Origin of the sequence: Gilvibacter sp., assembly GCF_965601605.1 — a bacterium.
Taxonomy (GTDB): Bacteria; Bacteroidota; Bacteroidia; order Flavobacteriales; family Flavobacteriaceae; genus Gilvibacter.
Genome location: NZ_CBFCWJ010000046.1, coordinates 86722 through 100378, shown reverse-complemented (window position 1 = coordinate 100378; position 13657 = coordinate 86722). Strand labels below are relative to the sequence as shown.

Genomic DNA, 13657 nt, shown 5'->3' with positions numbered 1-13657 from the left:
AATTTAGCAAACTGCATTAACAATGTATTTTGGATTGGAAGGTTGCAGGGGTTTGCACGGAAATACCTCCAGAACTATGCTGAGCAAGAACACCTTAAAATACCTAACGTCGCTGCGTCAAAAAAAGTACCGAGACCGTTATGAGGTTTTTGTGGCAGAAGGCCCAAAACTGATCCAAGATCTCATAGCCGCGGGTTTGAAGCTCGAATCGCTTTACACGACAGATTCCAGTGTTTTCTCAGAGATGACTTCGGAGGTTATTAGTGCCGCGGAACTCAAAAAAATCAGCAACCAAAAAACACCGAATACTGCCTTTGCGATCTTTAAGCGTAAGTCCGTTACGGAATTAAAAGAACAAGGGCTTGTGCTCGCTTTAGACAGTATTCAAGATCCGGGCAATTTGGGAACCATCATGCGTTTAGCCGATTGGTTTGGAGTAAACGATATTGTCTGTACGCAAGAATCTGCAGACTGTTATAATCCAAAGGTGGTGCAAGCCTCTATGGGGAGCTTGGCAAGGGTTCAACTGCATTATATGGCCGATTTGCCTGCTTGGTTAGCCCAAACGGACTTGCCAGTTTATGGCGGATTCATGCAAGGAGAGAATGTCTACCAAACTGCTTTGCCAGAGAACGCCGTTTTGGTCATGGGTAATGAAGGGCAAGGAATTTCTAAGGAAGCTTCCGCATCTATAGATACCAAACTGAGTATTCCCAATTTTGGAGCAGGGCAGGAGAGTTTGAACGTCGCTACAGCTACTGCTGTTTTACTCAGCGAGTTTAAGCGATCTATTGGAAAGTAAAGTTGATGAAGATCCCGCGGGTGCTCATGGCGCCAATATTACCGGTCCAAGGACTGTTGGGATCGTTGTCTGGAATCAGCTCATTGTTCATGGCAAAGACCCCGCGGATAGACGGTGTGAACTTAAAGTAGAAGAGGTAAAAGTCAATTCCAAAACCAACTTCCCAGAATTGGGCCGTGGGTTCCATTCTAAATTCTCCCCCGGAATTATCTTGAGGGTTGTCGCTGTTGCTCGATAAATTCCAAGCTGTAGAAACTCCTCCTACAATAAAAGGCTTAAAGTTATTCAAGCGTTTAGTGGATACTTTGAGCAGCAATGGAACGTGAATATAAGTCGATTTAACCTCCCGCAGTATATCGCGTTCTTCTGTAAATCCTGGAAAGCGCAGATCGCGCTGAGAAAAGTAGAGTCCTGGTTCCAAGCGCAGATTCATATACTCGTTCAGGCGCATATCTCCAATAAGCCCAACGTTGAATCCACCAACACGGTCTACCACTATATCCTCTACTTGAGGTCCATTATACTCGATCTTAAAATCGTAGGAGTTGAAACCTAAAAAGTAACCCCAAGTCAAAAAACGCTTGTCAAAGGTTTCCAGATTAGCCAAGCGCTCCTTGCTAAACAGCTGTGCTTGTGCAGTCTGCGCAAAAATGGCAAATACCAGTATCAGGATCAATTTTCTACTCATGCTTTGGTAGCAGTATAAATGGTGGCAACACCAAAGGTTTGTGGCTTATTTTCAGTCTCTATAAACCCAATTTTTGCAAAAATATTGTTGAGACGTTCGCCATATGGGAAAGCGGCTGCACTTTCAGACAAATAACCGTAGGCTACTTTATCTTTAGAAAACAACTTTCCAATGAGCGGCAAGATACCTTTTGAGTAGAATTTATAGCCTTGTTTGTAAGGAAATTTTTCAGGAACTGAAGTTTCTAAGACCACAAAGAGTCCTCCGGGCTTGAGAACACGAAGAATTTCTGCCAGTCCTTTTTCCAGATTTTCAAAGTTTCTGATTCCAAAGGAAACCGTAATGGCATCAAAGTGATTGTCTGGATAAGGCATCGCTTCTGAATCGGCTTTTACAAACTCCAAACGATCTGCAAATGAGGCTGCTGCGGTCTTTTTGCGAGCCACGCTGAGCATGCCTTCAGAAATATCCAAACCAGTAACCTTGGCCTTGTCCAAGCGCTGTGCAAAGGCAATGGCGAGGTCTCCAGTTCCTGTGGCAATGTCCAAAACCGTTTCTGGATCTTGGGCCACGATCATCTTTACCACCTTTCTGCGCCATTTTTGGTCAATCCCAAAAGTGATCACCCGATTGAGCCCATCATAGCGGTTAGAGATGTTGTCAAACATCTGTTCTACCTGTGCTTTTTTGTTGAGGTCCGAATCTTTATAAGGGTTCACCGACTTGGCCATGGCATTAATTTGGGTGCAAAAATACGCAAAATAGAGCCATTAGTGATGTTGCAAAGCTGTTAATCTTAGATGCAGATATGGAGATTTTCTGTAAATTTGCCCCGCACGCTTTTAGTAGCCTATGAAGATTATAGTAGCCGGTGCCGGCGAGGTTGGCTTCCATTTAGCTAAACTGCTCTCCTTTGAATCGCAAGACATTACTTTGATTGATACTGACCGTACCAGTTTGCAGTATGCAGATACGCATTTGGATATTCGGGTGGTTAAAGGAGATGCAACCTCTATTTCGGTGCTTAAAGATGCAGATGTTGCCAATACAGAATTGGTGATTGGGGTTACCTCCAGCGAGACCACAAACATCACCGTTTGTGTTTTGGCTAAACAATTGGGGGCAAAACGCACCATTGCGCGTATATCCAACTCAGAATTCATTGAAAACAAAGACGAGATTGGTTTTACCCATTTGGGTATAGACGAATTGATCTCACCAGAATCTTTGGCGGCAAGTGAAATCGGTTTGCTGCTTAACCAAAGTGGGTTCAACGATACTTACGAGTTTGAAGATGGCGCTTTGACCATGGTTGGCTTGATTCTTTCCAGAACCTCTTCCATTGTAGGGAAAAGCGTTCGCGACTTGGCAGATGTGAGCGAGAAGTACAGCTATGTGCCTATTGCCATTCAGCGCAGCGGAACACAGTACACCATTATTCCGCGCGGAGACACGCAATTCCGGGAAGGAGATCAGGTTTATTTTGTTACCGTAAAAGAAGGTCTAGAGAGCATTTATACCATGGTTGGAAAGGTCAAAGAAGACCTCAAGAACGTGATGATCTTAGGCGGAAGTAATATCGGCTTTAAAACGGCCAGAGACCTTTGCGCCAGTAAGTTCAAGGTGAAACTCATTGAATCCAACAAAGACAAGGCTTTTGAAATAGCCGACGATGTACCAAGCTGCTTGGTGATCAACGGAGATGGCCGTAATGTGGAATTGTTGGAAGAGGAAGCCATTTCTGATATGGATGCCTTTGTTTCCGTGACTGGAAATTCAGAGACCAATATCATGAGTTGTTTGGTGGCTAAGTCACGCGGAGTAAAGAAGACTATCGCACTTGTAGAGAATATGGATTACTTCCAACTCTCGCAGTCCATTGGGATCAATACTTTGATCAATAAAAAACTATTGGCGGCCAATACCATCTTTAGATATATCAGAAAAGGAGAGGTAGTTGCCATTACCAAGCTCAACAACATGAATGTGGAGCTTCTGGAATTCATTGTACATACGGATAGCGCCGTGTGTAATAAGGTGATTCGCGAGTTGGATTTCCCAAGATCTGCGATTATCGGTGGAATCATTCGCGACGGTCAAGGGATCATTGCCTTAGGAGATTTTGAGATCAAGGAAGGCGATCGCGTAGTGGTATGTTGTTTGCCGCAAGCTTTAGAAAAGGTAGAAAAACTCTTTGTCTGATGATTTCCTCTTTAATCAGACTAAATTTTAAACTCATTTTTCACCTCATGGGATTGCTGTTGCTTTGCAACGGTGGTTTTATGTGGATCTCTGCAATAGTCAGCTATGGCTATGGCGATGGAGCGACAGAAGGTATTTTATTGGCCGGACTGATCACCAATTTATTGGGAGGTCTTTTTATGTACGCCACGGCCAAACACCGCAAAGAATTGCAAAAACGAGAAGGGTATCTCATTGTGACCTTTGGTTGGTTATTCATGTCCATTACAGGGAGTTTGCCATATGTTTTGAGTGATGCTATTCCTGTTTTCAGTGACGCATTCTTTGAGACCATTAGCGGATACACCACCACAGGAGCTACAATTCTTCAAGATATTGAAGTCATGCCAGAAGGAATCTTGCTTTGGCGAAGCATCACCCATTGGATAGGAGGTATGGGAATTATTGTATTGGCCATTGCCATCCTGCCGCTTTTAGGAATTGGAGGGATGCAGCTATTTGCTGCGGAGGCTCCTGGGCCGGGAGGAGATAAACTCCATCCGCGGATCACCGATACAGCCAAACGCCTTTGGTTGATCTATGTTGGATATACCGTAGCAGAAACCATCTTGCTTTCTGTGGCTGGAATGTCTGTTTTTGATGCGGTGAACCACTCTTTGAGTACCTTGAGTACCGGTGGTTTTTCTACCAAAAACGCCAGTGTGGCCTATTGGAATGATACGCCAATCATTCAATACATCATCATTGTCTTCATGTTCTTTGCGGGGACGAATTTTGTCTTGAGTTACTTTGCCTTTAAGCGTAAGTTCAGCCGAATTTTTGAGGACGATGAATTCAAATACTATTTGATCGGGATCGCTTCTTTGACTGCGATCTCTGCCTTGATCATTTATTTTCAAGCGGATCTGAGTACAAGTACTGTAGCGCATCCGCAGGTACTCGGTTCGGGAGAATCTGCCATTAGACATAGCCTATTTCAAGTTTTAGCCGTTGTGACCACTACCGGTTTTGTCACTGCGGACTTTACAGCTTGGACGCCCTTTTTAACCCTCTTTTTCTTTGGACTGATGTTCTTAGGAGGAAGCAGTGGTTCTACCTCTGGGGGAATTAAGATCGTGCGCCACATTATCATGATTAAAAACGGGATCATGGAATTTAGAAGAACCCTGCATCCCAACGCCATCTTGCCCGTACGTTACAATCAAAAGGCTGTACAACAACCGATTGTTTTCAACATACTTGCGTTCTTTATTCTGTATATGCTAAGTTTTATCATTGGAACCTTGGTGTTCTCTTGGTTGGGATTGGATTTTAAAACGGCTCTAGGTGGTGCTGCTTCTACACTGGGTAATGTAGGGCCTGCATTGGGAGATCTCGGCCCGGTTGAAAATTATGCCTCGTTGCCGACCGCAGGAAAATGGTGGGCTTCCTTTTTGATGCTTATTGGCCGTTTGGAACTCTTTACGGTGCTGATCTTGTTTACGCCGTTTTTCTGGAAAAATCGATAATTCAGGCCTTCCGCTTACGCGGGTACTTCTCATTTTGATACGCAAATTCTCATTAGGCAAGAGATGCCTTGATTATCAGTATTTTCCCTCACACTTCAATTAGAGGATTGCCATTTAATTTATATCTTACATCAGCTTTCCCACCTAAAGTATCCGCTTCCAATTCAATTTTAAAGAAGAAGTTTAACCACGAAACAAATATAAATGGCACATCCGGAAATTGACAGATTCACCGAGCTCGCTGAACTTATTATCGGCCTGGAACAAGACGATAATGAAAGACAGGAATTACAGGATTGGTTAAATGAATATAGTTGGGAATTACGAGAAGCAGCGACTGAAAAGGCCGCTACCAAAGAGTTCAGGCGACAATTAGATGTGATGGCTAAAAGTTTGCCTGCAATCGCTAAAGGCATGGAAGGCGCTATAAAAGGTTTTCAGAATGGTGATTCCTTTGCAGGCAGTGCTGGTGTTATTGATGCCGTAGGTAGTGTAGTAACCATGGTTACCGGTATGCTGGGAAGCGCAGCTGGTCCGCCTGGTGCTGTTGTAGGTTCTGTACTTTCTATTTTTTCTATGATTTTGAAGATGTTCTCCAAACAGAAGCCAGAAAAATCTATTGAGGAAAAATTAGCAAACATCATCAAGGTACATGACGCTGAAGTATTGAGAGATAATCTTCAGGCAGTGAAAAATGAAATAAACCAAAATCTAAAAGACTTCAATGGATATATAAAGGCTAAAGAGAAACATCCATTTCTACAAATTCAGGCAGACTTAAACATAAGCCGAAAAGACGAGCTGATGTCTAATGCACGTGTCTGGATTACAAAAAACCAAGATGTTAAATATTGGGAGGATGTTTTGGTAGCATACTGTTATGCGCATATTACCCTAATACAGGCAATTTCTATGGCAATGACTATTGTAAAAGAAGAAAGCAATATTTCGTATTTAGCCACAAAGACTCACACGAGAAATCAAGATCAACTTGAATTTTTAAAAGAGGTAAAACCTTTAGCACAAAATCAAGGCACTGTTTGGATAATGCGGAGCCGAAAGTTTAACCGTCATGGAAATCAATTGTTCAAGCGAGATGCAGTAGTGTCAGAAAAGAAAGAATGGCAGAAATATCAAATTGGTTACACGCCTTTGTCATTTGCTGTCTCTAACCGAACCTTAAGTAAACAAGGTGGTGAGCCTGAATCTACGGCTTTGTTTACCTTGGATAATACGTATGGTTTTATCAGAACAGCACATTGGGATCGAGATAAACAAGGATCTTTATACCACCCATTTCGAAAGGATGTTCCAGGTGAATCTCCATTAGGAATCATTCATGCCAGATATGGCCTCACTCCTTTGTCAACCCGTGCTGAGGTACACACGATGGTTCCACATAATTACACCATCGAACATGATTACTACGACATATGGGCGCTTCCAGGACATAAACCAGGCAAGATAGATCTGTACACGGCCGAAGGCAATAAAATTGTTTATTGGACCCAAGGTACTAAAGAGCACACATCCTACATGGAAACGCGACTTTCTTTTAATGACCTCCATTATCTTCCTGAAGGGTACAAAGCCGGCGCAGTCCGAGCCGCAACTATCAGCTCTTTTGAGGATGAAAAGAACTACCTTACTAAAAATGTAATTCATGGCATTTACGGAGCTTGCGAGGTACAAGCCAATAAATCAGTGATGGGCACTGGCGGGGGAGGCGTTTATATGCCACCGCATTATGAAAGTGATCATATGGAAATAAACGTTCATTTCAGATCAATTACTTGGAAGAACGGTTCTTTAACACAACCACCAAAAGCATTTTGCCTTGCACCATGGCCTAATTTTGTGGGTCTGGCCGTAGATAGTCATTACCTATGGGTATTTAAGGCTGGGGCCATTGCTTGTGCTACGCATACTGAAGTTTATATGAGTTTAATTCGGGGAGACGATAGTCCGCCATGGATGGTTTATGATATTCCAAATGAGGTTGGAAACTCAGATTATGACCCTTCAGAAATGTATGAAGATAATGGAGGATTTTATCCCATGGGATTGTTAGATCTTTCCGCTTGCGACGATGGTACTCTTGTTGGTGTCTACTGTGACAAGCCAGAAGTTCAAGCACCTGTATACAATATGATCCCAAAAATAGATAGGTTGGCACGAACACTTAAATTTGAGGGCACAAGCTATGATACAAATAGTCATACAGTTTTAACCAATGGATGGGAAACTGACGGAACTGCTCGCGTGAATCGGGTAATTAAACAACGCATAAATTGTTGGCCTTTACTCACAGGTCTGGAGAAAGTATTGGAGTCTCAACTCAAAGTTTAATAGCCGATAGCTTAAAACCTTCCGCTATCACATATACCATCCTGAGAAGTCCGCAAAAAATTCAATGATTTATAACTGGGCACAGTCTGCACACTGTCCTGTAAGTAGGAGTTGAGCGTATTCCACTTTGTGTTTGGACAGCTCGGGAATATTGAAATCAGCGGAGAGGCATTCTGTTTTACCACAGTCTCTGCATTGAAAGTGCGGATGACGGTCATTGTGGTGCTCTTTAGAACATCCTTGGCATTTTGCATACCATTTAACCCCATCAAACCCTTGAAAAGAGTGTAATAATCCTTGGCTTTCCAATCGGTCCAAGATTCTGTAAACCGTGGTTTTGTTCATGGAATCTTCCAAGTCCTTTACCAAACTCACGCTAGACATGGCAAGATCTGTCTTTTCAAAGATATCCAGAAGTTTTTGTACTGCTTTAGTTTTTCGAACGACGCCCATATCACAAATTTAATGCAACTTAGTTGCATTAGCAATTTATTCGTTAAATTTGTCGTCCAAAATTAAAGCACGAAGAGTCATGAATAGCAAATTACCAGTTACTGTATTGAGTGGATTTTTAGGGGCAGGGAAGACCACCTTGCTCAATCACATACTGCACAACAAAGAAGGTTTGAAGGTTGCAGTGATTATCAATGATATGAGTGAAGTCAATGTTGATGCAGCACTTGTCAAAAACGAGAATACGCTTTCAAGGACTGAGGAAAAACTTGTAGAAATGAGCAACGGTTGTATCTGCTGTACCCTGCGGGAAGATCTCATGATTGAAGTTGAAAGATTGGCCAAAGAAAATCGTTTTGACTATCTCTTGATTGAAAGTACGGGCATCAGTGAGCCAGTTCCGGTAGCGCAGACATTCTCATTTGTAGACGAAGATAATAATATTGATCTGTCCAAATTTAGTTATGTGGATACCATGGTCACTGTGGTAGATGCCTTCAATTTCTTTAAGGATTTTGGCAGCCCAGAGTTGTTGATCGATCGTGCGTTAACCGATATTGAGGGAGATTACCGAACCATTGTCAATTTGCTAACCGATCAAGTGGAATTTGCCAATGTGATCATTCTCAATAAGGCAGATTTAGTCTCCGAAGATCATATGGGATTGCTAAAAGCGGCGATTCATAAATTGAATCCATCCGCACGAATCATTGAATCTACCTTTTCTCAAGTAGCTCCCAAAGAAATCCTGAATACAGGACTTTTTGATTTTGAAACTGCCGAGCAAAGCGCTGGTTGGATTGAAGAACTGAACAAAGATGAACACACTCCAGAAACCGAGGAGTACGGAATAGCCTCCTTTGTATATCGCGCCAAAAATCCCTTTCATCCTGAGCGATTTTGGAATTATGTCCAGCACCAGTTCCCTGTGAATATTATTCGTAGTAAAGGGTTGTTTTGGCTGGCTTCCAGACCGGGACAGGCCATGGTGTGGAGCCAAGCGGGAGGTTCTTTGCGTGCAGATAGCGCTGGAGTTTGGTGGAGTAGCATGCCCTTTGAGCAACGCATTGAATATTTGGCCTTTGTGGATAATCAACAGGAAATTGAACAAGATTGGGATCTCACATTCGGAGATCGAAAGAACGAATTGGTCCTGATTGGTCAAAATATGAATAAAGCTCAAATAATCTCGGAGCTCGATGCATGTCTAGTAACAGATCAAGAGCTGGCTCGGAGAGATTGGCAACGCGGCTATGAGGATAATTGGCCGGTTCAGCGCGCCTATCCAATTGCGGAGTAGTTAGATTCTTTTCAGAAGTAAATCTACAATCGTTTTGTAGGGAATCGGGAACTTGAGTTGTTTCATTAGTAAGAAAAATTATTACTATGAAATCCTATCTATTATTATTCCTTGCCCCTTATTTTTTGGCCACGATCTGTTCAGAAGAAGACCCACCGGTTGTCGTGACAGAGATGGTCGTGCAGAATCAAACCAGTGCCACTTTGATCTTTGTGACGGTGTCAAACAACGAGATCGATATTGAAACTGGAGGCCAACAGTATATCATCGGTGGTCAGGATCCGTCCGATGCGGTTGTACCCTCATCTTTAGAAACTTTTGATTCCATTGTGCTCTACACCCGTGATTCGGAAGGGAATCTTGTGGAAGCATATCGACAAGTACCTATTGATGACCGTCTTTGGACTTTCAACGACATTGGAGAATTTGACAAGCAATATATTTTAGTTTTGCGCGATGAGGATCTAAATTAATCCCGTCTTTTAAAAATACTTGTACATTTGGCGGCAGTAGAATTTTCTAGCTCTTAATTTCCATGTCCGACCAAATGAAACCTTGTCCGCGCTGCGAATCTCCTTATGGGTATAATTTGCATTCTCAAATTTACGTGTGTCCCGAATGCGCTTTTGAATGGGATGCGTCACAAGAAATGACGGCAGATGATTCGGCTGTAGTGGACGCTAATGGGAACCCGCTCCAAGACGGAGATACCGTAATTGTCATTAAGGACCTCCCAGTAAAGGGCGCTCCTAAACCGGTTAAGAAAGGCACCAAAGTGAAGAACATTCGCTTGGTTGACGGTGATCACGATATTGCTTGCAAAATTGATGGTTTTGGTGCCATGGGTTTAAAATCTGAATTTGTCAAGAAGGCCTAGACATTTAAAATAGTCCCTTTAGGCATTCGTGTGTATTGCTGATATCCCGGTCCAAACGAGCATGAGTTCTTCATGATATTTTCTTAACTTTCTCAAGCATTTCAATCAGGCTATGAACACGGACAATCTGCTAGTTGCGTACTTTTCTCAATACATGGATCTATCTCCAGCAGAGATCGAAGTGATCAAAAACACGGATATCATTCGTGAATATGAGAAGAACACTGTGCTTTTAGAAGCAGGACAGGTAGCCAAGAATTGCTTCTTGGTCCTTAAAGGCTGTGTTCGGCGCTACTACATCCAAGACGGAGAGGAACGTATCATGGACTTCTACACAGAGAATGATCCTATTACCCCAGCCAGTTATGTGAGTCAAACACCTTCTGAATATTATTTGTCTTGTGTAGAACCTTCTATAATTTCTAGCGGTACTGACGAGAGTACTCAGGAGTTTATCGCGAAGTTCCCTCAATTTGTACCGATGTTTATCAAGATCGGAGATCAATTGTCAGTCAAGAAGCAGCTGTCCTTTGACAATTTTAAGAATCAGTCTCCTGAGGATCGCTATCAGCAATTGGTCGCCACTCGTCCAAACCTGGTCAACCGAGTGCCGCAATACATGATAGCGAGCTATTTAGGGATCAAACCGGAATCCCTCAGCAGAATCAGAAAAAGACTATTCTCATAAGGGTTCAACCCCTCTTTTTTCAACTAATTTCATTTCTTAACCCAAGTCAATGCACAGGCCGTGGGCCCGCTCCATCTTTGCAGCATTAAATGTTGTAAAAGAAAAACCATGACCGTTGTTAAACTCATTGAACTCATCACCGGAGCCTTAGTGGCTGGAGTATTCTCCATCTTTACTTGGGATGATAAATCCGAACCCTTAGACTTTGATCTCGCCGTAAACCTTCTCCAACAAGAGGGTGGTTACGCCAGCTACAAGGAAACCTTAGCGGCCTGTCCTTTGCTTTTTGAGATCGATCAGCAAGAGCATCAAATCGCCCTTATGTATCGTAATATCAATAGCCTAACAGGCGGGCCCGCCCCGAATCCTAATCAGGCTCAGCAAGCCGAATTAGCAAATTATCGCCAGAAAATTGATTCGTTAAAAGCCACCCGGGAGTTAAGCCTCTTGCAATTGAATGACCTAGTTACAACAGAATACGTTGCCTTTTTGGCGGGTCAATAAGGTTTGTTTCCACCATTATAATCACAAATACTTTCAAACATGATAAAAACACAAAATCCAGAACGATTGTTGTCACTTTTATGGGCCTTTATTTTATTTAATATGATCTTTCGGGATCTACATCAAATGTTGGCGCCCGGTTATATTGATCAAATGCGAGGCATGCAAATTTCAGAGGGGTCGATGCTTTTTTATGGCTTCATTTTAGAGCTTCCCATTTTAATGATGCTCCTGTCTAATTACCTAAAACCCAAGACCAATAGGGTTGCCAATATTTTGGTGTGTATATTAGTTGCAGGGGGAATCATCAGTACTTTCTTTACCGCGGATGCAGATGATCTTTTCTTTGGTATTGTAAAGTTGCTCGCCTTGGGTCTCATATTTGCGATTGCCTTGCGTTTGCCGAAGGTTCAATGATCAGTGTTCTGATTATTGCTTGGTGCTACCGCAGATGTACAACCAAAAGAAAAGGTTTCTGTAATTTAGCTCAAGCAGATTCAGAAATGCATCATGTCAGAGACCAATCAACCCATAAATCCAGATTACCAAAGCCGATTGAATCGCGTTTTTGATTATATCGATGAGAACTTGGGTGGTGATCTGTCTTTAGAGCGCATTGCGCAAGTAGCCTATTTTTCACCCTATCATTTTCACCGCATCTTCAAGTTCATCACAGAGGAAACTTTGAATGAATACGTGATTCGTAGACGCTTGACCAAGGCTGCGGATGAACTGTTGCATCGAGACATAACAGCCTCAGAATTGGCGCAGAAATACGGCTTTAGCGAAGTGTCTTCTTTTTCACGGGCGTTCAAAAAATACTTTGAGGTTTCTCCGACGGAATTCAAAAAGCAGAACCCAAACAGATTTAGCAAGATAAGTCAACTCCTGCGCAAGAATGGTCAAGCGTATCCTAACGTGGAGCAATACCTTAGCATCATTAAGAATCATAAAAACTGGATTACTATGAATGCTACTATTGAGGTAAAGCAATTGCCACAACTACAAACCGCTTATGTAAGCTGCAAAGGCTTGCAAAACTTAGAAATGGCCTATGGGCAGCTCATGCAATGGGCTGCACCCAAAGGGCTAATGAATGATCAAACCAAACTGGCTACAGTCTTTCACGATAGTTTTAAGTTTACTGCCCCTGCTGAGGTTAGGATGAGTGCATCCATTCTTCTAAGTTCGGAGGAAAAAGCTGCGGGTGTTGTTAGTCTAAGAACTCTAGCCCCGGGAAAATGTATCGTAGGGAGTTTTGAGATTGGTTTGGATGAATTTGAGAAATCTTGGACTGGTCTTTTTGTGTGGATGAATGAGCAAGGCTATCGAAAGAACGATCAAGAGCCTTTTGAGATCTACCATAACGATTTTAAACAACATCCCGAGCAAAAGTGCATCGTTGATCTGTGTATACCTGTAGATTAATGTTTAATTTTATAGGGCGATTTTGTTTGGTGGAAAAACCAAAGATTTGATATTGCCACGGCGATAAAATTGAATACTAAACTATGGACTATTCTGGCAAAAAAGTACTGATCACGGGAGGCTCCAGAGGCATTGGTAAAGCAACTGCTTTGGCCTTTGCAGCTAAAGGTGCTCAAGTTGGAATCAATTATAAAAGCAATCGGGAAGCTGCAGAGCAAACCTTATCGGAATTGCCCGGTGATGGTCACCAGCTCTTTGCATGTGATATCAGCCAAACGGCCGCTCCGCAGCAGCTCATCTCAGACTTTGTTGCTCATTACGGTCGGTTGGATATTCTGGTGAATAATGCTGGTATTTCCATCTTTCACAATGTTGAAGATACCTTTGATCATTGGAATGAAGCATGGCAAAAGCTCATGCAAATGAACGTGATTACTGCCGCGAATTTGACCTATTGGGCGGCTCAAGCTATGAAGTCCAATGGTGGTGGAAAAATCGTTAATGTCTCTTCTCGAGGCGCCTTTAGAGGAGAACCTGCCAAGCCTGCCTATGCCGCGAGTAAAGCGGCACTTAATGCCATGAGTCAATCTATGGCAAAAGCCTTGGCAAAGGATCAAATTTACAGTTATGTCGTGGCGCCCGGCTTTACAGAAACTGATATGGCCAGTAAGACCCTCACAGAGGTTGAGCGCAAAGCCCTTTTGGCAGAATCGCCTTTTAGTAGAATGGCACAACCTGATGAAGTTGCAAGTGGTATTCTGGCACTGGTCAATGAGGGCATGGAATATGCTTCAGGAGCGATTTTAGATATCAACGGAGCCTCTTATTTAAGGTCTTAATCGGATAAACGACAAAGCT

At 42.7% G+C, this 13657-nt stretch carries 15 protein-coding genes; 12 read left to right on the top strand and 3 right to left on the bottom strand.

The window, feature by feature from the left end:
• The first annotated feature begins 22 nt into the window (after positions 1-22).
• On the top strand, positions 23-802 hold the full coding sequence (locus tag ACSLP7_RS13610) for a TrmH family RNA methyltransferase (protein ID WP_435579813.1): 780 nt from the start codon (positions 23-25) through the stop codon (positions 800-802).
• On the opposite strand, the gene ACSLP7_RS13605 is transcribed toward ACSLP7_RS13610, so the two are convergent.
• Positions 789-1490 (bottom strand): porin family protein, encoded by a 702-nt coding sequence (locus tag ACSLP7_RS13605; RefSeq protein ID WP_435579812.1) that lies wholly within the window; start codon positions 1488-1490, stop codon positions 789-791. The two genes, ACSLP7_RS13610 and ACSLP7_RS13605, sit on opposite strands and share 14 nt — an antisense overlap.
• Positions 1487-2221 carry a bifunctional demethylmenaquinone methyltransferase/2-methoxy-6-polyprenyl-1,4-benzoquinol methylase UbiE gene (ubiE, locus tag ACSLP7_RS13600; protein WP_435579811.1) on the bottom strand — a complete coding sequence of 245 codons (735 nt, stop codon included), beginning with the start codon at positions 2219-2221 and terminating at the stop codon, positions 1487-1489. The genes ACSLP7_RS13605 and ubiE overlap by 4 nt, the downstream gene beginning before the upstream one ends.
• A 121-nt stretch (positions 2222-2342) precedes the next feature.
• On the opposite strand from ubiE, the gene trkA reads away from it, so the two are divergent.
• The 3 genes from trkA (at position 2343) to ACSLP7_RS13585 (ending at position 7549) form a co-directional block, all read left to right on the top strand.
• On the top strand, positions 2343-3692 hold the full coding sequence (gene trkA / locus ACSLP7_RS13595) for a Trk system potassium transporter TrkA (protein ID WP_435579810.1): 1350 nt from the start codon (positions 2343-2345) through the stop codon (positions 3690-3692).
• 47 nt (positions 3693-3739) lie between these two features.
• A complete protein-coding gene (locus tag ACSLP7_RS13590; protein WP_435579809.1) occupies positions 3740-5200 on the top strand; it encodes a TrkH family potassium uptake protein in 1461 nt (486 codons plus the stop codon).
• A 204-nt stretch (positions 5201-5404) separates the two neighbouring features.
• On the top strand, positions 5405-7549 hold the full coding sequence (locus ACSLP7_RS13585) for a hypothetical protein (protein ID WP_435579808.1): 2145 nt from the start codon (positions 5405-5407) through the stop codon (positions 7547-7549).
• Between the two features lie 69 nt (positions 7550-7618).
• On the opposite strand, the gene ACSLP7_RS13580 is transcribed toward ACSLP7_RS13585, so the two are convergent.
• Positions 7619-8002 (bottom strand): Fur family transcriptional regulator, encoded by a 384-nt coding sequence (locus tag ACSLP7_RS13580; RefSeq protein WP_435579807.1) that lies wholly within the window; start codon positions 8000-8002, stop codon positions 7619-7621.
• 79 nt (positions 8003-8081) lie between these two features.
• On the opposite strand from ACSLP7_RS13580, the gene ACSLP7_RS13575 reads away from it, so the two are divergent.
• The 8 genes from ACSLP7_RS13575 (at position 8082) to ACSLP7_RS13540 (ending at position 13638) form a co-directional block, all read left to right on the top strand.
• Complete coding sequence (locus ACSLP7_RS13575; RefSeq protein WP_435579806.1) at positions 8082-9302, top strand: GTP-binding protein; 1221 nt, start codon at positions 8082-8084, stop codon at positions 9300-9302.
• 86 nt (positions 9303-9388) lie between these two features.
• A complete protein-coding gene (locus ACSLP7_RS13570) occupies positions 9389-9775 on the top strand; it encodes a hypothetical protein (RefSeq protein WP_435579805.1) in 387 nt (128 codons plus the stop codon).
• Positions 9776-9837: 62 nt separating this feature from the next.
• Positions 9838-10179, top strand: a complete 342-nt coding sequence (locus ACSLP7_RS13565) for a zinc ribbon domain-containing protein YjdM (RefSeq protein WP_435579804.1) — start codon at positions 9838-9840, stop codon at positions 10177-10179.
• Between the two features lie 112 nt (positions 10180-10291).
• Positions 10292-10867, top strand: a complete 576-nt coding sequence (locus ACSLP7_RS13560) for a Crp/Fnr family transcriptional regulator (protein ID WP_435579803.1) — start codon at positions 10292-10294, stop codon at positions 10865-10867.
• A gap of 108 nt (positions 10868-10975) precedes the next feature.
• Positions 10976-11371, top strand: coding sequence for a hypothetical protein (locus ACSLP7_RS13555; protein ID WP_435579802.1), 396 nt, complete (start codon positions 10976-10978; stop codon positions 11369-11371).
• 39 nt (positions 11372-11410) lie between these two features.
• The gene (locus tag ACSLP7_RS13550) at positions 11411-11788 is read left to right on the top strand and encodes a DUF6326 family protein (protein ID WP_435579801.1); all 378 of its coding nucleotides are present in this window, start codon (positions 11411-11413) and stop codon (positions 11786-11788) included.
• Between the two features lie 93 nt (positions 11789-11881).
• On the top strand, positions 11882-12799 hold the full coding sequence (locus ACSLP7_RS13545) for an AraC family transcriptional regulator (protein ID WP_435579800.1): 918 nt from the start codon (positions 11882-11884) through the stop codon (positions 12797-12799).
• 83 nt (positions 12800-12882) lie between these two features.
• Positions 12883-13638, top strand: coding sequence for an SDR family NAD(P)-dependent oxidoreductase (locus tag ACSLP7_RS13540; protein WP_435579799.1), 756 nt, complete (start codon positions 12883-12885; stop codon positions 13636-13638).
• Positions 13639-13657 lie beyond the last annotated feature (19 nt).